Origin of the sequence: Phenylobacterium sp., from assembly GCF_013822795.1 — a bacterium.
In the GTDB taxonomy this organism is placed as follows: Bacteria; Pseudomonadota; Alphaproteobacteria; order Caulobacterales; family Caulobacteraceae; genus Phenylobacterium.
Genome location: NZ_PNLB01000009.1, coordinates 1 through 22,067 on the forward strand (window position 1 = coordinate 1; position 22,067 = coordinate 22,067).

The following is a 22,067-nucleotide window of genomic DNA, read 5'->3' on the forward strand; positions in this document are numbered from 1 at the left end:
GGGCGTGGGCGTTCGACAGCGAGCCGCCGAACACCGTGAAGTCCTTGGAGAACACGAACACCAGCCGGCCGTTGATCCGGCCCCAGCCGGTCACCACCCCGTCGCCGGGCACCTTGTTGTCGGCCATCCCGAAGTCGGTCGCCCGGTGCTCGACGAACATGTCGAACTCCTCGAACGAGCCCTCGTCCAGCAGCAGGTCCAGCCGCTCGCGCGCCGTCAGCTTGCCCTTGCCGTGCTGGCTGGCGATCCGACGCTCGCCGCCGCCAAGACGCGCCTCTCCGCGGCGCTTCTCAAGCTCTTCAAGGATGTGCTTGGCGCCCGTCGGCGCGAGGTTGCGGACGATGGAATTCACGGGCCTGGCCTTAGGTCTGCAGCGCCATCGAAAGCAGGCGCGGACCTGCGATAGGCGCCATGGCAGGTGACGTCATGTGAATAGAGGCGCTATTGTGAAAAACACGCTTCACAAATTCACATTCTGCAAAGTTGCAAATGTCGCAAAAGCTGTTCGTCGGACCGAAGGTGCGCCGCCTGCGCGAGGCGCGGGGATGGAAGCTGGAGCCTTGTGCGGCAAGGCTTGGCTTGTCGGTGAGCTATCTCTCGCAGATCGAGGCCAATCAGCGGCCGGTCACCGCCCGGGTGCTGATCTCGATGATGCGAGTGTTCGATGTGGACGCCGCATCGCTCGACGCGGACGACGATCAGCGGATGATCGCCGACCTGCGCGAGGCGACGGCGGAATCGGCCGCCGAGGCGCCGGCCCCGTCGTTGGCGGAGCTGAAGCTGGTGGTGACCAACGCGCCGAGCTTTGCGCGGCACTATCTGGATCTGCACCGCGCGCACCGTCGTGCTGGCGAGCGGCTGAGCGCCACCGACGAGGCCCTGGCCTTGGACGAGACGGTCGCGGCCAGCGCACAGCTGCCCTACGAGGAGGTGCGCGACTACTTCCACTACAAGAACAATTACATCCACGCGCTGGACGTGGCGGCCGAGGAACTGCACCGCCGGTGCGGGCTGGCGCCGGAGATCCCGCTGGAGTCGGCGCTGGAGGCCTATCTGCGCGACAAGCTGCAGGTCGCCGTGCGGCGGGTGGCCGAGGGCGACCTGATGCGCCGCTACGATCCCGGCAAGCGGGAACTGACGCTGAACATGGCGCAGCCGGCCGAAACCCGGACCTTCCAGATGGCCTGCCATGTGGTCGCCGCCGAACTGGGCGAGATCATCGAGGCCGAGCTGGAGGCGTCGGAATTGCGCAGCCCGGCGGCGGTCGACATTTGCCGGATCAGCCTGACCAACTATGCGGCCGGGGCGCTGGTGCTGCCGTACGAGGCGTTCCGCCAAGCGGCGCAGGAGCTGCGGCACGACATCGATGCCCTGACCCTGCGTTTCCAGTCCAGCTTCGAGCAGACCTGCCATCGCCTAAGCACCCTGCAGCGGCCCAGCGCGCGCGGGGTGCCGTTCTACTTCGTGCGGGTCGACCCGGCCGGAAACATCACCAAGCGCCACAGCGCCACCCGGTTCCAGTTCGCGCGGTTCGGCGGCACCTGTCCGCTGTGGAACGTGCACGAGGCGTTCGGGCGTGACGGCCGCATCCTGACCCAGGTGGCCGAGATGCCGGACGGCGCGCGCTATCTGTGCCTGGCCTGGAGCGTCCTGAAGCGATCGGGCGGCCACGGCACGCCGGATCGGCGCTACGCCCTGGGACTGGGCTGCGAGGTCGAGTACGCCGACGCCATCGTCTATTCCGACGGGGTCGACTTGAAGGGGCCGCCTGCGCGGATCGGGGTCAGCTGCCGGATCTGCGAGCGCGACGATTGCCTGCAACGGGCGTTTCCGCCCGTTGACCGCAGCTTCCGCGTGTCGCGCACGGAACGCTCGATCGTGCCGTTCTCGCTCAGCTAGCCGTGGCGGGCGAAGACCTGGGTCTTGCCTGATCGATCGAGCAGCAGCAGCGTCGCATAGGCCTCGGTCTGGCCGCTGGGGATTTCCATGCCGGGCGAGCCGATCGGCATGCCCGGAACGGTGAGGCCGAGCGCCTTGGGCCGCTCGTTCAACAGGCGCACAACGTCGGCGGGCGGCACGTGCCCCTCGACGACATAGCCGCCGATCAGGCCGGTGTGGCAGGAGGACAGCTCGAAGGGCATGCCGTGCTTGTCGCGGATCGGGGCGAGGTCCTCGACCTCGTGCACCGTCGGCTTGAAGCCGGCCTTGGCCATGTGGGTGATCCAGCCCTTGCAGCAGCCGCACCAGGGGGTCTTGTAGACCACCAGATCGCGGGTCGGCGCGGCTTGGGCGCAGCCCGCCGCCAGCAGCAGGGCAGATGCCGCTAGCAGCAGGCGCCGCCGATTGGGGGCCGGGTTCGACGAACTCATCAACTCAAACACCATTACTCACAGGATGGTCCCCGCAGGCGGGGGAGACCCGCCCACAGGGAAGATACGCACCGGGCGCGCGGGCCCCTCAGGTCACAGCAGCCAGGCGCGGATCAGGTAGCTGACGGCGCCGACCGTCAGGACGCCGGCCAACCAGAGGCCGACAAACCAGGCCAGCCGCCGCCAGGACGAGGAAGAGGGCGTGGCCATCAGTGATAGCCCTCCTGGCCGACCTTGCCGCGAAACACCCAGTACGAGTAGCCGGTGTAGGCGAGGATGATCGGGATAAGCACCGACGCCCCGACCAGCATGAACAGCAGGCTGGAGTCGGGCGCAGCGGCTTGCCAGATCGTCACTGCGCCGGGCACGACATAGGGGAACATGCTGATCCCTAGTCCCACGAAGCTGAGCCCGAAGAGGGCGAGCGCCAGCAGGAAGGGCCAACGTTCGTGGCCCTTGCGCAGGCTGCGGAAGAACAGCACCGCGCCGATCAGCACCAGCAGCGGCACCTGGGCGGTGAGCAGGACGCTCGGCCAGGCGAACCAGTTCTCGTAGTAGGCGCCTTCCAGGAACGGCGTGACCGCGCTGACCACGGCGATGAGCAGCACTGTGCCGGCGCCGAGCCAGGCCGACATGCGCCGCATGTGGGACTGCGTTTCGCCCTCGGTCTTCATGACCAGCCAGGTGGCCCCGAGCAGGGCGTAGCCGACGACGAGGCTGACGCCGGTGAGCAAGCTGAACGGCGTCAGCCAGTCCCACCAGCCGCCGGCGTACTGGCGGCCCTCGACGGAGATCCCTTGAAGCAGCGCCCCCAGGGTCACGCCCTGGGCGAAGGCGGCGACCACCGAGCCGGCCGTGAAGGCGACGTCCCAGAACGGGCGATGGCCCGGGTCACGCCAGCGGAACTCGAAGGCCACGCCGCGGAAGATCAGCGCCAGCAGCATGGCGATGATCGGGGCGTAGAGGGCGGGCAGCACGATCGCATAGGCCAGCGGGAAGGCGGCCATCAGCCCGCCGCCGCCCAGCACCAGCCACGTCTCGTTGCCGTCCCAGACCGGGGCGACCGAGTTCATCGCCGAGTCCCGCTCGGGGCCAGGCTTGAAGGTGGGGAACAGGATGCCGATGCCGAGGTCGAAACCGTCCATGACGACGTAGGCGAAGACTGCGAAGGCGATGACGAACGCCCAGACGAAGGGGAGGTCGAGGCTCACGAGGCGTCTCCCTGGCCGGCGCGGTGGACGGGGATGCCGGGGGCCGGGGTGATGCCGGCGGTGCGGACCGGATGATCGGGGGCGGGCTCCAGGCCCGGCTCGCCCGGATGGGGCGCGTGGCTCATCAGTTTGAGGATGTAGCCCGTGCCGGCCGAGAACACGATGAAGTAGACGGCGACGAAGGCCAGCAGCGAGGCGGCGACGGCCGGCGCGTCGAGCGGCGCGGCCGACTGCGAGGTGCGCAACAGGCCATAGACCGTGAACGGTTGGCGGCCGACCTCGGTCGTCACCCATCCCGCGAGCACGGCGACGAAGCCGGTCGGGCCCATGACCAGGGCGAAGCGATGCAGCCAGCTCCAATCGTAGAGCTTGCGGCGGGTGCGGGCGAACAGGCTCACCGCGCCCAGGGTCAGCATCAGCATGCCAAGGCCGACCATGATCCGGAACGACCAGAAGACGATGTCGACGTGCGGCCAGTCCTCGCGCGGCACGGTGTCGAGGCCGGCCAAAGGCGCGTTCGGGTCATGCTTGAGGATCAGCGAGGAGGCTTTGGGGATCGAGACCGCGGCATGGACTGTGGCCGCCTTCTCGTCGGGGATGCCGAACAGGATCAGCGGGGCGCCGTCCGGATGGCTCTGGAAGTGGCCTTCCATGGCCATGACCTTGGCGGGCTGGTGCTCCAGGGTGTTGAGGCCGTGCATGTCGCCGGCGAAGATCTGGATCGGGGCGGCCACGGCGATCATGCCCATGGCCATGTTGAACATGACCCGCGCCCCGGCGTTGCCCTTGTCCTTCAGCAGGTGCCAGGCCCCGACTGCGCCGACCACCAGCGCAGTGGTCAGATAGGCGCCGAGCACGGTGTGGACGAGCCGGTAGGGGAATGAGGGGTTGAAGACGATGGCCCACCAGTCGGCCGGTTCGAACTGGCCGGCGGCGTTCATCACAAAGCCCTGCGGCGTCTGCATCCAGCTGTTGGCCGAGAGGATCCAGAAGGCCGAGATGAAGGTGCCGATCGCGACCGCCAGGGTGGCCATGTAGTGCAGCTTGGGCCCCACGCGGTTCATGCCGAACAGCATCACGCCCAGGAAGCCGGCCTCCAGGAAGAAGGCGGTCATCACCTCGTAGGCCATCAGCGGGCCGATCACCGGTCCGGCCTTGTCGGAGAACACCGACCAGTTGGTGCCGAACTGGTAGGACATGGTGATGCCCGAGACGACGCCCATGGCGAAGGCCAGGGCGAAGATCTTCAGCCAGTACTTGAAGAGGTTGAGATAGACCTCCTTGCCGGTCTTCAGCCACAGCCCCTCGAGCACGGCCAGGTAACTGGCCAGCCCGATCGAGAAGGCCGGGAAGATGAAGTGGAAGGAGACGGTGAAGGCGAACTGGGCCCGCGCCAGGGTGAGCGCGCTGATGTCGTCAAACATCGGCCGGGCCCTCGGACTTGGCGCGGCGGCGCGACTTGCCGCCGGCGACGACCTTAAGGCGGTCCTTGATCTCGAAAACCTTCTGCACCTTGGAGCCCACCTCGAGCAGTTGGATCAGGGTCTGCGTCTCGAGCTTCTGGATGTCCTCCGACCAGCGGGTGACGAGCTCGATGAGGCCGTGCATCTCGGCCATCCGGGCCTGGGCGTGGCGTTCGTCCTCGGTGGCCGGCGTCTCGACCAGCGCCTGGCGCAGCATCGATAGGGTCGGGTCGATCTCCCGTTTGCGCCGTTCCTCGGCGAGGATGCGCACGATCTCCCAGATGTCTTCGGGCGTCGAGAAGTACTCGCGCCGGTCGCCGGGCTTGTGCTGCAGCTTCACCAACCGCCAGGACGACAGCTCCTTCAGGCCCATGCTGACGTTCGAGCGGGAAAAGCCGAGCTTTTCGGTGATGTCGTCTGCATTGAGCGGCTGCTCGGCTAGGAATAGCAGGGCGTAGATCTGGCCGACTGTGCGGCTGATGCCCCAGCGGCTCCCCATCTCGCCGAAGTGGAGGACGAAGGCCTGGGTGAGGGGAGGGAGATTCATTTTCACGAACTTTCAGGAATTTCTGAAAATTAGGAAATCGGTGACGCTGGGTCAATGCCCTCGACGGCGGCTGAACGCCGCGCGGGTGGAAAGCGAGCGCTCCCTGTACTAAGTGGCCCCCGAAGACAGCCCCGAGCGACCCGATTGGCCACCCAGACCGAACATCGCGACAGCTACCGTCTGTCCGTCGCCCCTATGATGGACTGGACGGACCGGCACTGCCGGAGCCTGCACCGCACCCTGTCGGCGCGGGCGCTGCTCTACACCGAGATGCTGACCACTGGGGCGGTGCTGCACGGCGACCGCGAGCGGCTGCTGGCCTATGACCCCGCCGAGCATCCGGTGGCGCTGCAGCTGGGCGGCTCGGATCCGGCTGACCTAGTCGCCGCCGCGAAGATCGGCGAGGCCGAGGGCTATGACGAGATCAACCTCAATGTCGGCTGCCCGTCCGATCGGGTGCAGAGCGGGCGGTTCGGCGCCTGCCTGATGCGCGAGCCCGAGCTGGTGGCCGAGTGCATGTCGGCCATGGGCGCGGCGGTGAAGGTCCCCGTGACCGTCAAATGCCGGATCGGCGTCGACGACCAAGACCCGGAGGAAAGCCTGTTCCAGCTGGTCGACCTCGGCGCGCAGGCCGGTGTGTCGCTCTTCGTCGTCCACGCGCGCAAGGCGTGGCTGAAGGGGCTGTCGCCGAAGGAAAACCGCGACGTGCCGCCGCTGGACTATCCGCTGGTGCACCGGTTGAAGCGTGAGCGGCCCGACCTGACCATCGTGATCAACGGCGGGATCGGCTCGCTGGACGAGGCCGAGCCGCATCTGGACGCCGTCGACGGCGTGATGCTGGGGCGCGCAGCCTATCACACGCCCGCGCTGCTGGGGCAGGTCGACCGGCGGGTGTTCGGCGCCGATGTCGAGGATATCGACAGCTTCCGCGCGGTCGAGCTCTACCGGCCGTATGTGGAGCGCGAGCTGGCGGCCGGCACGCATCTGGCGGCCATCACCCGGCACATGCTGGGCCTGTTCCACGGCCTGCCGGGCGCGCGCGCCTGGCGGCGGGTGCTGACGGTCGAAGGGGTGAAGGCCGGCGCCGGCATGGACGTGATCGACGCAGCCTTGGCCGAAGTCCTACGGGCGCAGGATGAGCGCCGTGCGCGTGGCCTCGAAGCTGGCGAGGCGGCCTAGATAGGTCATGCCGAGCAGCGAGCTTTCCAGCCCGCTCTCGATCACCATGGCCTGTACGTCGTTCAGCGCGGCCCCAGCCACCGAAACGCGGCCAAGGGTGACGGCCGCGGCGCGGGTCTCGCCCGAGGCGGTGACGACCTTGTAGTTGTAGTCGAGCTTGTCGGTGGCGATGCCCAGGCGCTGGGCGTCGGCCAGGGTCAGGGCGACGGCGCTGGCGCCGGTGTCGACCAGGAAGCGCACCCGCGAGCCGTTGACGTCCGCTTCGGCCCAATAGTGGCCGTCGCCGCCCTTGGCGATCGAGGCGGGTTGGGCGTGCGTCACGGCCTGGGGCGCGATGGCGAGGGCTGCGCGCAGTTCCGGCTTCGGATTGGTGAAGGTGTTCAACGCTTCGGCCGCACCCACCGCAGACACGGCGCCCAGAAGCGCCACTATCGCCAGTTTGAGCATGTCCCACACCTCGCCGCTTCGGCTCACCGCGGGCCGTTTTCGGCCCTGTTCGGCGCGGACATTACGCTGACGGGGTTTGCAAGGCGTGAATCGAAGCTTGCCAAAAACCTAACTACAGCAAAGGTTTAAGGTTAAAACATTCCCAACTTTTCTGGGCGGATCTGGCCGCGGCGCGAGGGCAGTTCGGCCATGATCCGGGTGCGGTCCTCGTCGCTCAGCTTGGCCCAGCCGGCGACCTCGCTAAGGCGGCGATAGCAGCCGAGGCAGAGCCCGCTCTCGCCATCGACGACGCACACCTTGATGCAGGGGGTCTTGATCGGGGCGGGCGGTCTGGCAGGGGTGTCGGTCATGGTTCCAGGCGAGATTTGATCAGGGGATAGCGTAGGTGACGGTGGCCTGCGCCGCCAGCCGGTCCGGATGTTCGGTCCAGAGCCGAACGTCGCAGACGGCGTTGCGTCGGCCGAGCCGCAGCATCTTCGCCTCGGCGTGAAGATCCCCTGGCTGGGCCCCACGCAGGAAATTCATCACTAGAGAACTGGTCACGGCCATCAGTTGGTCGCCGATGTGAGCGAGGATCAGCGCGTAGGCTGCGGTGTCGGCCAGGCCCATGAGGGTCGGGCCGGAGACCAGCCGGCCAGGGCGCAGCATGCTGTCATGATAGGCGCGCACGACCAGCGCCCGTCCGGACGCGAGCTCGGTCACCCGAGGGAAGTGGGCGTCCGATCCGTCGGGGAAGGCGCCTCGAAGCAGCGTGTTGACCTGAGTGGCGTCAAGCTTGAGCGAAAGTGTCATGCCTTAGCTTCGCGTCGCTCGCGGAGCATTACAAGATATTTATGTTCTCTGGCAGAAGTCGCGCATCATGACTTTAATTTAATCTGCGAATACTAATCATTGCCGGGAATTCATTTGAGTGTTCGTGGCCCCGCGAGCAGTTTCCCCTCATCGAAATTCGAGGGAGTAACGCCATGAAACTGTTCGCCATCGCCGTGACGTCCGCTGGTTTGCTGGCTGCGGCTGGTTCTGCGGCGGCCGCCGTCAGCGACGTCGATTATCTGAAGGCCAACCGCTGCCGTGGCTTGGCCGCGTCCGGCATCGCCACCGTCGACACCGCCGCCATGGACGCCTTCATCAAGAACGAGGGCCGCACCCGCAACGCCTTCGTCGCTGATCGCGGCAAGACTGAGTTCGACAAGGCCAAGCGTGAAGGCAAGACCGACAACACCGATCGCAAGGCGCGGCTCGTCGCCGAGCTGAACGGCCCCTGCCAAGTCTATAAGGGATAGAACTCGTCTGTCGGTCCCCACCCGGCAGTCGCGTCCAGACTGAGCGCCCGCGTCCCCCCGCCGGGCGCTCTTTTCTTTTGCGGCGGAACCCGGCTTGGCCGTACGCTTTGATGGGTGGAGGTCGTAGCTGGGCGATTGGGTCGGTAATGGATTTGTTGAGGCCCGGCGAGACGTGCTGGCGCAAGGAACGCGCAGGCCGAGCGGCCTTTCTGGTCGACACGGAAGCCTACTTCACCGCGGTGTTCGAGGCGTTGCGCAAGGCGCGCCGCTCGGTGCTGCTGCTGGGTTGGGGGTTCGATCCGCGCGCGCGGCTGTTTCCTGACGGCTTCGACGGCCCGGCTGACCCCGATGAGGTGGGCCGCATCCTCGTGGCGCTGGCCAAGGCGCGGCCGGACCTCGACATCCGCGTGCTGATCTGGAAGTCGGCCCTGCCGATCGCCGCCAGCCAGCAGTTCTTCCCGCACAAGGCGCGCAAGTGGTTCCGCGGCACGGGGGTGAAGTTCTGGCTGGATGATCATGTGCCGTTCGGCGCCTGCCACCATCAGAAGGTGCTGGTGGTCGACGACGCGCTGGCGTTCTGCGGCGGCGGCGACATCAGCGTCGATCGTTGGGACACTCCGGGTCATCTGGAGCACGACCCGCGCCGGATCATGCCCGACCAGCACCATCACGCCCCGCGCCACGAGGTGATGATGATGGTCGACGGCGCGGCCGCGGAGGCGCTTGGCGACCTGGCGCGTGAACGCTGGCGTCGTGCGACCGGCGAGGCGCTGCCCAAGCCCGAGCCGACCGGCGAGGATCCCTGGCCCGCCTATGTTCCGGCGCACCTGAGCGACGTCGACATCTCGATCCAGCGGACCGAGCCGGCCTGGGACGAACGCCCCGGCGTCACCGAAATCCGCCGCTTGACTATCGAGTCGATCATGGCGGCGAAATCGGTGATCTACTTGGAAAATCAGTACTTCGCCTCGCCACTGTACGCCGCGGCGCTGGCCAAGCGGCTGGCCGAGCCGGACGGGCCGGAGGTGGTGCTGATATCGACCGGCCAGAGCCCGAGCTGGTTCGATCAGCTGACCATGGACCGCGCCCGCTCGAACATGCTTTGGCGGCTGCGTTCGGCCGACATCTTCGGGCGGTTCCGGGCGTGGTATCCGACCACGCCGGCGGGCACCAAGATCATCGTGCACTCCAAGGTGACGATCATCGACGAGCATCTGGCGCGCGTTGGCTCGGCCAATCTCAACAACCGCTCAGGCGGCTTCGACACCGAGGTCGAGCTGGGGGTGCAGGTCGAGGACGGCGGCGAAGAGCGGACAATCGGCGCGCTGCGCGACCGGCTGATCGGTCACTTCCTGGGTTGCACCGGCGATGCGGTGGCCAAGGCGAGGTCCGAGCGCGGCGGGATGATTTCGGCGATCGAATTCCTGAACACCGAGGGGCGGCTGTCGCCGATCCTGCCGATGAAGCAGACGCCGCTGGGCGAGATCATCGCCACCTATCACCTCGGCGATCCGTATTCGGTGACCGACTCCTGGCGGGCCACCCGTCGGCGGGATCTGCTCTACACCGAGGACCTGATGCACACGCGGTTCATGCCACGCTGAAGTCCATCACCAACGGCAGATGGTCGGAGGCGACCCGGGTCAGCGGGTCGAACGGGACGAACACGTTCTCGACCTTGATCTCCGGGCTGACGAAGATGTGGTCGATGCGCAGCACCGGCAGGGCCGAGGGGAAGGTCGAGGTCGGCGACTTCTGCGGCGACAGCCGTCGAGCGGCGTTGAGCTTGGCGTTCAGCGTCCGGTAGACGACAGAGCTGCCGGTGGCGTTGAAATCGCCGAGCAGGATGGTCGCCCCTTGGCGCATCGGATGCCCGAGCCAGGCGGGACCCGCGAGCCAGCCGGCCTGCAACTGCTGCTCTTTGGGCACGAGGCCCAGGTGGGTGTTGATGATCTGGACGGGCCGGCCTTCCACCTCAGCGGAGATCCAAACTGCGCCACGCGGCTCCAGGCGCGGGATCGCCGGGTGGCCGGGCAGGGGGCCGGTCTGGATCATCCGCTCGGGATAGGTGGTCAGGATGGCGTCGCCGTAGAGCTCCTCCTCGACCCGCAGGGCCGGGTGGAAGTGGAAAGCCATCTTCAGCCGCCGGGCGATCTGGTGGGCCTGGTCGACGCCGCCGGTGCGGGCGCGGCCGACGTCCAGCTCCTGCAGGGCGACGATGTCGGGCTCCAGCCGCGCGATCACCTCGGCTACGCGGCCGACGTCCAGTCGCCGGTCGGTGCCGACGCAGCGGTGAACGTTGTAGGTAAGGATGCGCGGCATGGGGCTCAGGGATGCACGCCGCGAACGCGCGACGCAACGGCTCCAACGCCGGCGCAAGGCGAAGGTTCGCTAGTCGAGAGGCGTTGGGCGGCGGGCGCCAACTGAACCGCGATAAGTTGATGTGACGTTGACGTAAGCGTCATCTTCACATCGCCGCGCGACGCGGGTATGGTCCGCGCCCAACGACATACGCTGTAAATGCTCGCGCCTGGGAGCCGCCTATGAACCTCGATTTTTCGCCCGAAGACGCCGCTTTCCGTGAGGAGGCCCGCAGCTTCATCGCCCAGAACTATCCCAAGGAACTGCGCGAGAAGCAGGATCGCGGCGAAGAGCTGAGCAAGGAGGACTATCTCTCCTGGCACCGCATCCTGGCCAAGAAGGGCTGGGCGACGCCGTCGTGGCCGATCGAGTTCGGCGGCACTGGCTGGACCCCGACCCAAAAGTACATCTGGTCGGAAGAGCAGGCCCGCGCCGACACCCTGGGTATCCTGCCGTTCGGCGTCTCGATGCTGGCCCCGGTGATCTACACCTTCGGCACCCAGGAGCAGAAAGAGCAGTTCCTGCCGGGCATCCGTGACGGCCTGGTGTGGTGGTGCCAGGGCTATTCGGAGCCGGGCGCCGGTTCCGACCTGGCTTCGCTGAAGACCAAGGCCGAGCGCGTCACCGGCGACGACGGCAAGGAATACTACATCGTCAACGGCCAAAAGACGTGGACGACGCTGGGCCAGCACGCTGACTGGGGCTTCTTCCTGGTCCGCACCGATCCGGACGCCAAGCCGCAGTCGGGCATCTCGTTCCTGCTGATCGACATGAAGACCCCGGGCATCGAGGTGCGCCGCATCACGACCCTCGAAGGCGGTCATGAGGTCAACGACGTCTTCCTCGACAACGTGAAGGTGCCGGTCGAGAACCGCGTCTTCCACGAGAACCAGGGCTGGACCTGCGCCAAGGCGTTGCTCGCCCACGAGCGTACCGGCATCGCCGGCGTCGCCCGCTCGAAGCGCGGCCTGGAAAAGGTCCGCGAGATCGCCTCGACCGAGCTGTCGGACGCCGGCGGTAAGCTGCTGGCCGACCCGTTCTTCAAGCGCAAGGTCGCCGAACTGGAGATCGACCTGACGGCGCTGGAGTTCACCGAACTGCGCACCCTGGCCGGCGAAAGCAGCGGCAAGGGCCCGGGCCCGGAAAGCTCGATCCTCAAGATCAAGGGCACCGAGATCCAGCAGCGCCTCACCGAGCTGGTGCTGGAAGCGGTCGGCCACTACGGCGCGCCGTACCTGCGTGACCTCGGCCACAACGCCAACATCGGCCCCGACTACGCCGACGGCGTGGCCGGCAACTACTTCAATATGCGCAAGACCTCCATCTACGGCGGGTCGAACGAGATCCAGCGCAACATCATCGCCAAGATGGTGCTGGGCCTCTAAGCGCCGATCGTCTTAAGTCACATAACAACGCCTATTTCCCGCCTGGGCCGGAGCGCCCGGGCGGGGTGATGCACGGGGAAACCAGATGGATTTCAGCTTCACCGAAGAACAGTCGATGCTGCGCGACACCGTCGCGAGCTATCTGGCCGACCACTACAGCTTCGAACAACGCCGTGACGCGCTGAAGGCCGAGCCGGGCTGGCGTCCGAACGTGTGGAAGGCCTTCGCCGAAGAGCTGGGCATCCTGGGCGCGCCGTTCGCCGAGGAGCTGGGCGGCCTGGGCGGCGGCTCGACCGAGAACATGGTCATCATGGAAGAGCTCGGGAAGTCGCTCGTCGTCGAGCCCTATCTCGGCACCGTGGTGATCGGCGGGGGCTTCCTGAAGCACTCGGGCTACGCCGGCGCGGCCGACCTGATCGGCGGCATCATCGGCGGCGAGACGATCATCGCCTTCGCCTATGCCGAACCGCAGGCCCGCTACACCTGGCAGGACCTGAAGACCACCGCCAAGAAGGACGGCGGCGGCTACGTCATCAACGGTCAGAAGGCCGTGGTCATCGGCGCGCCGTACGCCACGCACCTGATCGTCACCGCCCGCACCGGCGGCGGCCAGCGCGACGCCCAGGGCGTCTCGGTGTTCATCGTGCCGAAGAACGCCAAGGGCGTCACCACCCGCGACTACCCGACCGTCGACGGTTTCCGCGCTTCGGAAGTCACCTTCGAGAACGTGTCGGTCGGCGCTGACGCGCTGATCGGCGCGGAAGGCGCGGGCCTGCCGCTGGTCGAGAAGGTGATCGACGAGGCCATCGTCGCCACCTCGGCCGAAGCCTGCGGCGTGTTCCGCAAGCTGCATGAAGGCACGCTGGAATACACCAAGCAGCGCAAGCAGTTCGGTCAGCCGATCAGCCAGTTCCAGGTGCTGCAACACCGCATGGTCGACATGTTCATCAACCTCGAGCAGTCGATCTCGATGACCTACATGGCCAACATCAAGCTGGCCGACAGCGACGTCGAACGCGCCAAGGGCGCCTCGGCGGCCAAGGTGCAGATCGGCAAGGCGGCCAAGTTCATTGGGCAGAACGCCATCCAGCTGCACGGCGGCATGGGCATGACCGACGAAATGGCTATCGGCCACTACTTCAAGCGCGCCACCATGATCGAGAGCGCCTTCGGCTCGACCGATCATCACCTGGGCCGCTACGAGAACCTGAGCCTCGGCGCGGCGGCGTAAATCGCCCCCGCCCATTCGGCGAAAGTCGAACGGCGCTTCAGCTTGCTGGAGCGCCGTTTTTCGTGGGCGGTGGGCGTCTTTGCGTGACTTCAATTCATAGATGCTAGTCTTGTTGCGCTGCTAATTCTCAGGTGAGATCGCCGCTATCTCCATGCTTCACCGGCAAGGAGAGCCACCATGGAATACAGAACCCTCGGCAGGTCGGGCCTCAAGGTCCCCGCCCTGAGTTTCGGCGCGGGCACGTTCGGCGGGCAGGGGCCTCTGTTCAGCGCCTGGGGCGACACCGACACCGTACAGGCCCGGCGGCTGGTCGAGATTTGCCTGGAGGCGGGGCTCAACCTCTTCGACACCGCCGACGTCTACTCCAACGGCGCCTCGGAGGAGATCCTGGGCGCGGCGCTGCAGGGCCTGCGCGACCGGGCGCTGATCTCCACCAAGATCGGGTTGCCGATGGGCGAGGGGCCGTTTGACGCCGGCGCATCTCGGCTACGGCTGACGCGCGGCGTCGAGGCGGCGCTGAAGCGCCTGAAGACCGACCGCATCGACCTGCTGCAGCTTCACGCCTTCGACGCCGCGACCCCGGTGGAGGAGACGCTCTCGGCGCTCGACGATCTCGTGAGGGCCGGCAAGGTGCTCTATGTCGGCGCCTCGAACTTCGCCGGCTGGCAGCTGATGAAGTCGTTAGCCGCCGCCGATCGGCATGGCTGGCCGCGCTACGTCGCGAACCAGGCCTACTATTCGCTGGTCGGCCGCGACTACGAGTGGGAACTGATGCCGTTGGGGCTCGACCAGGGCGTCGGGGCCATGGTCTGGAGTCCGTTGGGTTGGGGGCGCCTGACCGGTAAGATCCGCCGCGGCCAGCCGCTGCCCGAAGTCAGTCGCCTGCACGACAGCGCCGACTTCGGCCCGCCGGTTGACGACGAACGCCTCTATCGCGTCGTCGAGACGCTGGACGAGATCGCCGCGGAGACCGGCAAAAGCGTGCCGCAGATCGCCATAAACTGGCTTTTGCAGCGGCCGACGGTTTCCAGCGTGATCATCGGCGCGCGCACCGAGGCCCAATTGCGAGAGAACCTGGAAGCTGTCGGTTGGAACCTGACGATAGAGCAGGTCGCCAGACTGGATGGCGCCAGCGCTGCGACGCCCGCCTATCCCTACTACCCCTACTGGCGTGAGGGCGGCTTCAAGGCCGTGAACCCGCCGCCGGTTTGATTGAAAAAAGTTCGCATGTGGTGTCGGGACGGCGGGAGCGAGTTCGTCCTAGGGTGGACAACCCCCGGAGGAGACACCCCATGCGGATGATTTTTGTGAACCTGCCCGTGAAGAGCGTGGCTGCGTCGCGCGCGTTCTTTGGCGCGCTGGGCTTTTCGTTCAACGAACAGTTCTGCAGCGAGAACACCGCCTGCATGGTGATCGAGGAGAACATCTTCGCCATGCTGCTGGAGCACGATCGCTTCAAGGACTTCATCACCGGCGACATCGCCGACGCCCACAAGGCGACCGAGGTCCTGACCTGCCTGTCCGCCGACAGCCGCGCCGAGGTCGACGGCCTGCTCAGCAAGGCGCTGGCGGCGGGCGGCAAGCCCTGGAAGCCGGTCTTGGACATGGGCCCGATGTACGGTTGCAGCTTCCAGGACCTCGACGGTCACGTCTGGGAAGTGATGTTCATGGACCAGGCGGCGATGGCGCAGGGCGCCACGCCGGAAGCTGCGAACGCCTAGCCGAACAGGGCCGCCAGCCGTGCGTGCTCGGCGGCCATTTCGGCTCGGAAGCTCTCCTTCGACCAGAGGCGGTAGTCGCCCTGCGCATAGGCCTGGGCGTTACGCCAGTAGAGGAAGGCGTTCATCGCGTTGGCGCGGCTGTTGTCGCGGGTCTTGGTCGCCGCGCCTGGCGAGCCCATGACAATCGAGTTGGGCGGGATAACGGTACCCTCTTTGAGGAAGCTGCCGCCGGCCACGATCGAGCCCGCGCCGACCACGCAGCCGTCCATGATCGTCGCGCCGATGCCGATCAGGCAGTTGTCGCCGATATCGCAGCCGTGCAGCGTGACGTGATGGGTGATCGAGCAGTTCTCGCCCACGATCGTCGGCGTGCCCGAGCCGACGTGGATCATCACGAAGTCCTGGATGTTGGTCCGCCGTCCAATCACCACCTTCTGGCTCTCGGCGCGCACGACGACGTTGCACCAGATCGAGGCCTCCGGCGCGATCTCCACAGCGCCGAAGATCCGCGCCGAGTGATCGATCCAGGCCGAACCCTGGTCTTGGACGTCGGGGCCGAGGAAGGGGGCGACGGGCATGTCTGGAACTCCGGAAGTGAACAGGGCGCCACAATCGGGGATTTCCCAAACGTCAGACAAGTCGCGCACTTGCCAAACGCGGTCCAACCGCGCCTAACGCCAGGGTCATGGCCCTTCGCGACTTCGCCCTCCTGGTCTTCGTCTGTCTGCTGTGGGCGACGAACAACATCGTGTCGAAGTACGTCGTGGCCTATCTGCACGCCCCGCCGCTGTTCTATGCGGCGGTCCGGTTCATCATCGTCGCGGCCGCGGTGTTTCCATGGCTGCGCAATCCGCCGCGGCCGCTCTGGCGCCTGCTGCTGATCGCCGTCTGTATGGGGGCGGGGTCGTTCGCATTCATGTTCATCGCGCTGAAGACCGCCAGCCCGTCGTCGGCGGCGATCGTGAGTCAGCTGATGGTGCCGACCACCACCTTTCTGTCGTTCATGCTGCTGGGCGAGCGGCTGAACCGCCGCCGCATGCTGGGCATCAGCCTGACCCTGGTCGGCGCCCTGGCGGTCATGTGGGACCCACACGGCTTCACCCTGACCGGAGGCCTGGCGTTCGTGCTGGTCTCCGTGGTGCTGGGTTCGCTCGGCTCGGTGCTGATGAAGCAGATGGAAGGGGTCAAGCCGCTGCAGTTCCAGGCCTGGGTCGGCGTGGCTTCCGCCGCCGTGCTGATCCCGATGTCGCTGATCTTCGAGCCCGGCGGGATCGAGGCGGGCCTGGCGATCGGCTGGCGGTTCTGGGCCGCGGTGATCTTCTCGGCCCTGGTGGTCTCGGTGTTCGGCCACACGGCCTACTACTGGCTGATCCAGCGCTATGAGGCGAACCTGATCTCGCCGTTGACCCTGATGACCCCGCTGGCCACCATCGGCCTCGGAGTCGCCATCACCCACGACCCGTTCGACGCACGCATGGCTTTCGGCGCCGCAGTGGCGCTGGCGGGCGTTCTGATCATCGCCATGAGGCCCAACCAGATCATGCTGCTGCTGCTCAACCTGCGGGGACGCGCCGGATGAACTTCATCGAAGCCGTTTCGCCGAACTTCAACGAGCGCAAGGTTCCGCCCGACATCATCGTCCTGCACTACACGGGGATGAAGACCGGCGAGGAGGCGCTGGCCTGGCTGTGCAACGAGGAGTCCAAGGTCTCGTCGCATTACCTCGTCGAGGAGGATGGGCGGGTGTTCCGGCTGGTGCCCGAGGAGCGGCGCGCCTGGCATGCCGGCGTCGCGTCCTGGAAGGGCGAAACCGACATCAACGGCCGCTCGATCGGCATCGAGATCGTCAATCCCGGCCACGAGTGGGGCTATCGCCCGTTCCCGAAGGCCCAGATCGATGCGGTGATCGAGCTGCTCGGCGATATCCGCAGCCGCTGGCAGGTCGAAGACGGCCGCATCGTTGGTCACTCCGACGTCGCCCCGGCCCGCAAGGACGATCCCGGTGAGCTGTTCCCTTGGAAGACGCTGGCGCAGGCCGGTCACGGGCTGTGGGCCGAGCCCGACGCTGCGCCCGGCGCCTCGCTTTCCGAGGGCGAGGAGAGCGCCGGGGTGTTCGCGCTGCAGGCCGGGCTGACCCGGCTTGGCTACGCCAGCGCTCCCTCAGGCAAGTACGACGCCGACACCACCACCATCGTGCGCGCCTTCCAGCGTCACTGGCGTCCGGAGAAGGTCGACGGTGTCGCCGACGGCATGACCCGCGCGCGGCTGATCGCCCTGCTGCGGGCGGCGGCGGGCGCGTGAGCGCGCCCCTCATTCGGGCCACGAGGGGCGAGGACGCCGCGCAGGTGCTGGCGCTCTATCGCGCCGCCGCCGCCGGTACGGGCGGCTTGGCGCGGCGGCCGGACGAAATGGACCTGGCCTATGTCGAAGGTTTCCTGGCCAAGGCGCGTGCGGGCGGCGTGACCCTGGGGGCCTGGATCGACGGGCGGCTGGCTGGCGAGATCCACGCCTCGCGTATCGGGCCGGATCAATTCGCTCATGTACTTTCGGACCTGACGATCGCTGTCGACCCGACCCAGCAGGGCAGGGGCGTCGGACGGGCTCTATTCGCGGCCCTGTTCGATGCGGCGCGGGCGCTCTCGCCCCAGGTCAGCCGCATCGAGCTGATGGCGCGTGAGGGCAATATCGACGCCATCCGGCTCTACGAGCGGCTCGGCTTCGTGATCGAGGGGCGCTTCGTCCAGCGCGTGCGGACGCCCGATGGGCGGCTCGAGGACGACATCGCCATGGGACTGCTGCTGACGCCGGCTTGACGGCTGGCGCGACGCCCGGCAGCACTGCGCGTCACGAGTTTTTCGCCCTTCGTCATACCCATATTTCGAAATTGAGGACGTATTCGATGCGCAACCTGTTCAGCGTTGAGGGCAAGGTCGCCCTGGTCACCGGCGGCAGCCGCGGCATCGGCGAGATGATCGCCCGCGGCTATGTCGAGAACGGCGCCAAGGTCTACATCTCCTCGCGCAAGGCCAATGTCTGCGACGGGCTGGCCGAGGAGCTGTCGAAGTACGGGACCTGCATCTCGCTGCCCTTCGACCTGTCCAACATGGACGGCATTACCGGCCTGGCCGCGGCGCTGGCCGAGCGCGAGGACAAGCTCGACATCCTGGTCAACAACGCCGGGGCCACCTGGGGCGCACCGATCGACGAGTATCCGGAAGACGGCTGGGACAAGACCGTCGACCTGAACGTGAAGTCGATCTTCTTCCTGACCCAGAAGCTGCTGCCGCAACTGCGCGCTGCGGCCACGCATGAGAACCCGAGCCGAGTGATCAACATCGCCTCGGTCAACGGCATCGAGCCGCCGGCGCTGGAGACCTACGCCTATTCCACCTCGAAGGCCGGCTGCATCATGCTGACCCGCCACCTGGCCAAGCGCCTGGCTCCCGAGCACATCCTGGTCAACGCCATCGCGCCTGGTCCCTTCCAGAGCCACATGATGGCTGCAACCCTGGCCCGTGCCGGCGACGCCATCGCCAAGTCGAACCCGCGCGGCCGCATCGGCACGCCCGAGGACATCGCCGGCGTGGCGATCTTCCTGGCCAGCCGCGCCAGCGCCTACACCACCGGGACGGTTGTGCCCTGCGATGGCGGTTCGGCCGAGTTCTAGGGGCGACTAAAGCCCCACGTGTCATCCCGGTTTCGGCCTTAGGCCGAAGACCGGGCCCCATTGTCGCCTGATCCCTGAGATGGGGCGCGGTTGCGCCGCGTCCTGCTCCATCCGGTGTTCATGGGTCCCGGTCTTGCTTCGCAAACCGGGATGACACGGCTTGGGCCTAGCCCCGTCTACCCCGCCCGCCGGGGCGGATAGGGGCCGGGGACCAGCCGCCCTTTCCAGGCTTGTGCACGCCGCCGGCCTTGCCGCCGTTCAGGCCTTGGTGGCCGTGCTGCTTCTTGGCCAGTTGCTGCTCGATGATGGCGCGGGCGCGCTCGGCGGCGGTCGGCTCGTGGGCGGATTCCGGATGATGCGCCGGCGCGCGCGGTTCTTTTGATTTCGGCATGATGTGTCCAGTCGAGATGAGGCGCTCGCGCCCATTGGGCGCAGCGGGGAGTGCGGGGCTCAGCCCAGCGGTCTCACGGCCTCAATCGATCACAGCACACACGTAGGCATCCTCTTCCGGACGATTGCGGAGAAGCTAGGCGCGCGCGGCGTGATCCGCAAGGCGTCGCTCAAGCCCGGCGATCAGCAGGTCAAGCCCGAACTCGAAGCCGGCTTCGGGGTCGACCGGCCCGCCGGCCAGCGCCCAGGCCAGATTGGGCATGGGAGCGGGGGCGGTGTCCGTGGGCCTGGCCTGTGCTCGCCGCGTGGCTTCGAACCGCGCCCAGCCGACGATGAACGATAGGGCGACGCCGTAGGCCATCAGGGCGTCTGGACCCGGCAGTCCAGCCTGGCGCAGCAGGCCCAGCGACGTCTCCAGCGGACGCGCCGCCCGGGGCCCCGAGCTGTAGTCGTCAGGGAACAGGCGGGTGATGTCCCGCGTCTCGACCAGCCGCGTGCGCAGCGCCTGAGCCATGCGGCGCAGGTCGGCGCGCCAGTCGCCGCTCGCCGCGCCGTAGTCCAGGTCCGAGATCAGGTGGTCGAACAGCAGGACCGACAGGTCCTCCTTGCTGCGCACATGCCAGTAGAGCGCCGGCGCCTTGACGTTCAGCTCGGCGGCGACCGCGCGCATGGTCAGGCCATCATAACCGTTGCGCTGCAGGACGCGCGCGGCGGCCTGGATGACGTCGTCACGGCTGAGTTGTGGGCCGGGTTTGCGGGGCATGAGGCGAGGAGGCCGGGTTTATTTAACATTGTAAAGTTCGACGTGTCGGATTAACGTTCATTTAACGCCGTTAAATTGGAGGTGGTCATGCAGCCGCCCCTGCCGCCGGCTCCGATCCCGCCGCCGCGTCCGTTGCCGTTGCTGCAGGCCCTGAAGGTGGCTCGAGGCAACACCCTTGCCGTGATCCCGCAGGCGGCCTTCGTCGAGCCGGTCTTTCAGCAGCGCAGTCCGCTGGGGCCGAGCTTCCTGGTCAGCGCGCCGGAGGGCGTGAAGCGCGTGCTGCTGGATGCGGCCGACAACTATCCGAAGGCCGCGATGCAGAGCCGGCTGTTCGAGGCCTTCCTCGGCGAGGGGATCCTGACCAGCGAGGGCGAGACTTGGCGGCGGCATCGGCGGATGATGGCGCCGGCCTTTGATCCGCGCAGCGTCGAGGCCGCGCTTCCCACCATCGCCGCGACCGCGCGCGAGTTCGTCGACGGCTGGCGGCCGGGCCAGGTGATCGACGTCTCCGCGGCGATGGGTGAGCTGACCTTGAAGATCATCGCGCGAGTGATGTTTTCCGCGGCCGGCGACGACCTGGGCCCGGTCATGGAGCGCACGCTGCGCTCAGCCGAGGCCGTGCTGGAGCGGTTCGGCGTCGCCGATTTCGTGCCGGGGTTGATGCAGCTCCGCGCGCGCCGCCGCGAGCGGGAGATCGGGGCCCGGTTCGCGGTGTTCGATGATTGGATATCGCGGCTGATCGCCGAGCGCCGGGCCGCGCCGGGGCATGGCGACCTGCTCGACCGGCTGATCGCCGCGCGCGATACCGAGACCGGCGCAACGCTTAGCGACCGCGAGGTGCGAGACCAGTTCGTGACCATCTTCATCGCCGGCCACGAGACCACCGCCGTCGCCCTGACCTGGACCTGGTACCTGTTGGCCCTGCATCCGCAGATCGAGGCGCGGCTGCATGCGGCGCTCGACGCCTCGCCGGATGCGCCGCCGGCCTATGCGCGCCAAGTGATCGAGGAGGCGATGCGGCTGTTCCCGCCGGTTCCTCGCATCCCGCTGCGGCAGGCGAGGGCGGACGACGAGATCTGCGGCGTACGCATTCCGAAGGGGGCGCTGGTCTGCGTCGCGCCCTGGGTGGTGCATCGCCACCGCGACCATTGGGACGATCCGGAGCGTTTCGATCCCGACCGTTTCGCCGGCGAGCGCCCGGAGCGCTACGCCTACCTGCCGTTCGGGGCCGGGCCGCGGGTCTGCATCGGCGCTTCGCTGGCCATGACCGAGGCCGTGACGGCGCTCTGCGAGATCGCCCGTCGCTACCGCCTGACGCTGGTCGATGCGGGCGGCGTCGGCATGAAGCCGCGGATGACGCTGCGGCCAATGGGACGAATTGGGATGGAGCTGATGGCGCGGGGTGCTTGACCGCGGCCGCGGGGCGGCCCACTTAGCGCGCGGACCAGACGGCTGGGCGATCGCGGCTGCTCACGCAGTCGAGGAAAGTCCGGGCTCCACTATGACATGGCGGCGGGTAACGCCCGCCGGGGGCGACCCCAGGGATAGCGCCACAGAGAGCAGACCGCCCCGGTTTCGACCGGGGTAAGGGTGAAAGGGTGGGGTAAGAGCCCACCGCGGACCTGGTGACAGGGACGGCATGGCAAGCCCCGCCCGGAGCAAGACCGAATAGGGATTCCGCGCCCCGCAAGGGGTAGGGCTGTCATAGGCCTGAGGCGTCCGGGTAGGTCGCGAGAACCGTCCAGCAATGGACGGTCCAGAGGAATGATCGTCGCGCCCGTTCGCGGGCGGCACAGAACCCGGCTTATAGGCCGTCTGGTCCGTACTTCCGTCCCCGCTTATCCACCGCCGCCCACAGGGCTGGCGGCTATACTTATGAAGTTCGCTGTATGTTCTGTGAATGTCGCCTGTGGATGCATGCGGTTGAGGCTCAAATTCTTTGAGATTCCCCGAAATTGCACCCTGGAGTCATTGTCTCCCAATTGATCCCATGTTAACCCAATCAGCATCCGTTGAGGATCTGCGGTGCGTCGGAGCTGGGGGCTTCGCG

At 67.1% G+C, this 22,067-nt stretch carries 26 protein-coding genes and 1 other RNA gene; 14 read left to right on the plus strand and 13 right to left on the minus strand.

Going from position 1 to position 22,067, the window contains the following annotated elements:
• Positions 1–343, minus strand: a 343-nt coding sequence (locus C0481_RS09530; protein WP_293403330.1) for a carboxyl transferase domain-containing protein, incomplete at its 3' end; no start/stop codon positions are given.
• A 146-nt stretch (positions 344–489) separates the two neighbouring features.
• On the opposite strand from C0481_RS09530, the gene C0481_RS09535 reads away from it, so the two are divergent.
• Positions 490–1,899, plus strand: a complete 1,410-nt coding sequence (locus C0481_RS09535; RefSeq protein WP_293403025.1) for an XRE family transcriptional regulator — start codon at positions 490–492, stop codon at positions 1,897–1,899.
• On the opposite strand, the gene C0481_RS09540 is transcribed toward C0481_RS09535, so the two are convergent.
• From C0481_RS09540 to C0481_RS09560, 5 genes are all read right to left on the minus strand, one after another.
• Positions 1,896–2,369 carry a DUF411 domain-containing protein gene (locus C0481_RS09540; RefSeq protein ID WP_293403027.1) on the minus strand — a complete coding sequence of 158 codons (474 nt, stop codon included), beginning with the start codon at positions 2,367–2,369 and terminating at the stop codon, positions 1,896–1,898. The genes C0481_RS09535 and C0481_RS09540 overlap by 4 nt on opposite strands.
• Positions 2,370–2,462: 93 nt before the next feature.
• Positions 2,463–2,579, minus strand: coding sequence for a DUF2474 domain-containing protein (locus C0481_RS09545; protein WP_293403029.1), 117 nt, complete (start codon positions 2,577–2,579; stop codon positions 2,463–2,465).
• On the minus strand, positions 2,579–3,580 hold the full coding sequence (gene cydB / locus C0481_RS09550; RefSeq protein WP_293403031.1) for a cytochrome d ubiquinol oxidase subunit II: 1,002 nt from the start codon (positions 3,578–3,580) through the stop codon (positions 2,579–2,581). The genes C0481_RS09545 and cydB overlap by 1 nt, the downstream gene beginning before the upstream one ends.
• Positions 3,577–5,004, minus strand: coding sequence for a cytochrome ubiquinol oxidase subunit I (locus tag C0481_RS09555; RefSeq protein WP_293403033.1), 1,428 nt, complete (start codon positions 5,002–5,004; stop codon positions 3,577–3,579). Before C0481_RS09555 ends, cydB begins: the two co-directional genes overlap by 4 nt.
• A complete protein-coding gene (locus C0481_RS09560) occupies positions 4,997–5,590 on the minus strand; it encodes a GbsR/MarR family transcriptional regulator (RefSeq protein ID WP_293403035.1) in 594 nt (197 codons plus the stop codon). The genes C0481_RS09555 and C0481_RS09560 overlap by 8 nt, the downstream gene beginning before the upstream one ends.
• 144 nt (positions 5,591–5,734) lie before the next feature.
• Between C0481_RS09560 and dusA the strand changes: the two genes are divergently transcribed.
• The gene (gene dusA / locus C0481_RS09565; protein WP_293403037.1) at positions 5,735–6,769 is read left to right on the plus strand and encodes a tRNA dihydrouridine(20/20a) synthase DusA; all 1,035 of its coding nucleotides are present in this window, start codon (positions 5,735–5,737) and stop codon (positions 6,767–6,769) included.
• Here the strand turns inward: dusA and C0481_RS09570 are convergent.
• The 3 genes from C0481_RS09570 to C0481_RS09580 form a co-directional block, all read right to left on the minus strand.
• Positions 6,713–7,216, minus strand: a complete 504-nt coding sequence (locus C0481_RS09570; protein WP_293403039.1) for a TIGR02281 family clan AA aspartic protease — start codon at positions 7,214–7,216, stop codon at positions 6,713–6,715. The two genes, dusA and C0481_RS09570, sit on opposite strands and share 57 nt — an antisense overlap.
• Before the next feature lie 131 nt (positions 7,217–7,347).
• On the minus strand, positions 7,348–7,566 hold the full coding sequence (locus C0481_RS09575; protein WP_293403041.1) for a DUF1289 domain-containing protein: 219 nt from the start codon (positions 7,564–7,566) through the stop codon (positions 7,348–7,350).
• A gap of 19 nt (positions 7,567–7,585) precedes the next feature.
• Positions 7,586–8,008, minus strand: coding sequence for a PaaI family thioesterase (locus C0481_RS09580; RefSeq protein ID WP_293403043.1), 423 nt, complete (start codon positions 8,006–8,008; stop codon positions 7,586–7,588).
• Positions 8,009–8,181: 173 nt separating this feature from the next.
• Here C0481_RS09580 and C0481_RS09585 point away from each other — a divergent pair, with 173 nt between their 5' ends.
• Both C0481_RS09585 and C0481_RS09590 read left to right on the plus strand, forming a co-directional pair.
• The gene (locus C0481_RS09585; protein WP_293403045.1) at positions 8,182–8,499 is read left to right on the plus strand and encodes a hypothetical protein; all 318 of its coding nucleotides are present in this window, start codon (positions 8,182–8,184) and stop codon (positions 8,497–8,499) included.
• A 146-nt stretch (positions 8,500–8,645) separates the two neighbouring features.
• Complete coding sequence (locus tag C0481_RS09590; RefSeq protein ID WP_293403047.1) at positions 8,646–10,103, plus strand: phospholipase D-like domain-containing protein; 1,458 nt, start codon at positions 8,646–8,648, stop codon at positions 10,101–10,103.
• Here C0481_RS09590 and C0481_RS09595 read toward each other — a convergent pair.
• The gene (locus tag C0481_RS09595) at positions 10,090–10,821 is read right to left on the minus strand and encodes an endonuclease/exonuclease/phosphatase family protein (RefSeq protein WP_293403049.1); all 732 of its coding nucleotides are present in this window, start codon (positions 10,819–10,821) and stop codon (positions 10,090–10,092) included. The genes C0481_RS09590 and C0481_RS09595 overlap by 14 nt on opposite strands.
• A 221-nt stretch (positions 10,822–11,042) precedes the next feature.
• Between C0481_RS09595 and C0481_RS09600 the strand changes: the two genes are divergently transcribed.
• From C0481_RS09600 to C0481_RS09615, 4 genes are all read left to right on the plus strand, one after another.
• Entirely contained in the window at positions 11,043–12,245 is a 1,203-nt protein-coding gene (locus C0481_RS09600) for an acyl-CoA dehydrogenase family protein (RefSeq protein WP_293403051.1), read from the plus strand.
• A gap of 85 nt (positions 12,246–12,330) precedes the next feature.
• Positions 12,331–13,476 (plus strand): acyl-CoA dehydrogenase family protein, encoded by a 1,146-nt coding sequence (locus tag C0481_RS09605; RefSeq protein ID WP_293403053.1) that lies wholly within the window; start codon positions 12,331–12,333, stop codon positions 13,474–13,476.
• Positions 13,477–13,653: 177 nt separating this feature from the next.
• Positions 13,654–14,688: an aldo/keto reductase gene (locus C0481_RS09610; RefSeq protein WP_293403055.1), complete on the plus strand. Its 1,035-nt coding sequence runs from the start codon at positions 13,654–13,656 to the stop codon at positions 14,686–14,688.
• An 80-nt stretch (positions 14,689–14,768) separates the two neighbouring features.
• Positions 14,769–15,197, plus strand: a complete 429-nt coding sequence (locus tag C0481_RS09615; protein ID WP_293403057.1) for a VOC family protein — start codon at positions 14,769–14,771, stop codon at positions 15,195–15,197.
• Here C0481_RS09615 and C0481_RS09620 read toward each other — a convergent pair.
• Positions 15,194–15,775, minus strand: coding sequence for a gamma carbonic anhydrase family protein (locus C0481_RS09620; protein WP_293403059.1), 582 nt, complete (start codon positions 15,773–15,775; stop codon positions 15,194–15,196). The genes C0481_RS09615 and C0481_RS09620 overlap by 4 nt on opposite strands.
• A gap of 107 nt (positions 15,776–15,882) precedes the next feature.
• Here C0481_RS09620 and C0481_RS09625 point away from each other — a divergent pair, with 107 nt between their 5' ends.
• From C0481_RS09625 to C0481_RS09640, 4 genes are all read left to right on the plus strand, one after another.
• Entirely contained in the window at positions 15,883–16,776 is an 894-nt protein-coding gene (locus C0481_RS09625) for a DMT family transporter (RefSeq protein ID WP_293403061.1), read from the plus strand.
• A complete protein-coding gene (locus C0481_RS09630; protein ID WP_293403063.1) occupies positions 16,773–17,498 on the plus strand; it encodes an N-acetylmuramoyl-L-alanine amidase in 726 nt (241 codons plus the stop codon). The genes C0481_RS09625 and C0481_RS09630 overlap by 4 nt, the downstream gene beginning before the upstream one ends.
• Positions 17,495–18,010: a GNAT family N-acetyltransferase gene (locus C0481_RS09635; RefSeq protein WP_293403065.1), complete on the plus strand. Its 516-nt coding sequence runs from the start codon at positions 17,495–17,497 to the stop codon at positions 18,008–18,010. The genes C0481_RS09630 and C0481_RS09635 overlap by 4 nt, the downstream gene beginning before the upstream one ends.
• Before the next feature lie 86 nt (positions 18,011–18,096).
• Complete coding sequence (locus tag C0481_RS09640; protein WP_293403067.1) at positions 18,097–18,864, plus strand: SDR family oxidoreductase; 768 nt, start codon at positions 18,097–18,099, stop codon at positions 18,862–18,864.
• Positions 18,865–19,030: 166 nt separating this feature from the next.
• On the opposite strand, the gene C0481_RS09645 is transcribed toward C0481_RS09640, so the two are convergent.
• Positions 19,031–19,255, minus strand: coding sequence for a hypothetical protein (locus C0481_RS09645; protein WP_293403069.1), 225 nt, complete (start codon positions 19,253–19,255; stop codon positions 19,031–19,033).
• Positions 19,256–19,390: 135 nt separating this feature from the next.
• Complete coding sequence (locus C0481_RS09650) at positions 19,391–20,017, minus strand: TetR/AcrR family transcriptional regulator C-terminal domain-containing protein (RefSeq protein WP_293403071.1); 627 nt, start codon at positions 20,015–20,017, stop codon at positions 19,391–19,393.
• An 87-nt stretch (positions 20,018–20,104) separates the two neighbouring features.
• Here C0481_RS09650 and C0481_RS09655 point away from each other — a divergent pair, with 87 nt between their 5' ends.
• Together C0481_RS09655 and rnpB are read left to right on the plus strand one after the other, a co-directional pair.
• Positions 20,105–21,427, plus strand: a complete 1,323-nt coding sequence (locus tag C0481_RS09655; RefSeq protein ID WP_293403073.1) for a cytochrome P450 — start codon at positions 20,105–20,107, stop codon at positions 21,425–21,427.
• Between the two features lie 34 nt (positions 21,428–21,461).
• Positions 21,462–21,840, plus strand: an RNA gene (gene rnpB / locus C0481_RS09660) — RNase P RNA component class A.
• Positions 21,841–22,067 lie beyond the last annotated feature (227 nt).

Bases quoted from the DNA above. Each gene is read 5' to 3' on its own strand.
- C0481_RS09535 (WP_293403025.1), top strand. From the start codon at position 490: ATGTCGCAAAAGCTGTTCGTCGGACCGAAGGTGCGCCGCCTGCGCGAG.
- C0481_RS09540 (WP_293403027.1), bottom strand. From the start codon at position 2,369: ATGAGTTCGTCGAACCCGGCCCCCAATCGGCGGCGCCTGCTGCTAGCG.
- C0481_RS09545 (WP_293403029.1), bottom strand. From the start codon at position 2,579: ATGGCCACGCCCTCTTCCTCGTCCTGGCGGCGGCTGGCCTGGTTTGTC.
- C0481_RS09555 (WP_293403033.1), bottom strand. From the start codon at position 5,004: ATGTTTGACGACATCAGCGCGCTCACCCTGGCGCGGGCCCAGTTCGCC.
- C0481_RS09560 (WP_293403035.1), bottom strand. From the start codon at position 5,590: ATGAATCTCCCTCCCCTCACCCAGGCCTTCGTCCTCCACTTCGGCGAG.
- C0481_RS09570 (WP_293403039.1), bottom strand. From the start codon at position 7,216: ATGCTCAAACTGGCGATAGTGGCGCTTCTGGGCGCCGTGTCTGCGGTG.
- C0481_RS09575 (WP_293403041.1), bottom strand. From the start codon at position 7,566: ATGACCGACACCCCTGCCAGACCGCCCGCCCCGATCAAGACCCCCTGC.
- C0481_RS09580 (WP_293403043.1), bottom strand. From the start codon at position 8,008: ATGACACTTTCGCTCAAGCTTGACGCCACTCAGGTCAACACGCTGCTT.
- C0481_RS09585 (WP_293403045.1), top strand. From the start codon at position 8,182: ATGAAACTGTTCGCCATCGCCGTGACGTCCGCTGGTTTGCTGGCTGCG.
- C0481_RS09590 (WP_293403047.1), top strand. From the start codon at position 8,646: ATGGATTTGTTGAGGCCCGGCGAGACGTGCTGGCGCAAGGAACGCGCA.
- C0481_RS09595 (WP_293403049.1), bottom strand. From the start codon at position 10,821: ATGCCGCGCATCCTTACCTACAACGTTCACCGCTGCGTCGGCACCGAC.
- C0481_RS09600 (WP_293403051.1), top strand. From the start codon at position 11,043: ATGAACCTCGATTTTTCGCCCGAAGACGCCGCTTTCCGTGAGGAGGCC.
- C0481_RS09605 (WP_293403053.1), top strand. From the start codon at position 12,331: ATGGATTTCAGCTTCACCGAAGAACAGTCGATGCTGCGCGACACCGTC.
- C0481_RS09610 (WP_293403055.1), top strand. From the start codon at position 13,654: ATGGAATACAGAACCCTCGGCAGGTCGGGCCTCAAGGTCCCCGCCCTG.
- C0481_RS09615 (WP_293403057.1), top strand. From the start codon at position 14,769: ATGCGGATGATTTTTGTGAACCTGCCCGTGAAGAGCGTGGCTGCGTCG.
- C0481_RS09620 (WP_293403059.1), bottom strand. From the start codon at position 15,775: ATGCCCGTCGCCCCCTTCCTCGGCCCCGACGTCCAAGACCAGGGTTCG.
- C0481_RS09625 (WP_293403061.1), top strand. From the start codon at position 15,883: ATGGCCCTTCGCGACTTCGCCCTCCTGGTCTTCGTCTGTCTGCTGTGG.
- C0481_RS09630 (WP_293403063.1), top strand. From the start codon at position 16,773: ATGAACTTCATCGAAGCCGTTTCGCCGAACTTCAACGAGCGCAAGGTT.
- C0481_RS09640 (WP_293403067.1), top strand. From the start codon at position 18,097: ATGCGCAACCTGTTCAGCGTTGAGGGCAAGGTCGCCCTGGTCACCGGC.
- C0481_RS09645 (WP_293403069.1), bottom strand. From the start codon at position 19,255: ATGCCGAAATCAAAAGAACCGCGCGCGCCGGCGCATCATCCGGAATCC.
- C0481_RS09650 (WP_293403071.1), bottom strand. From the start codon at position 20,017: ATGCCCCGCAAACCCGGCCCACAACTCAGCCGTGACGACGTCATCCAG.
- C0481_RS09655 (WP_293403073.1), top strand. From the start codon at position 20,105: ATGCAGCCGCCCCTGCCGCCGGCTCCGATCCCGCCGCCGCGTCCGTTG.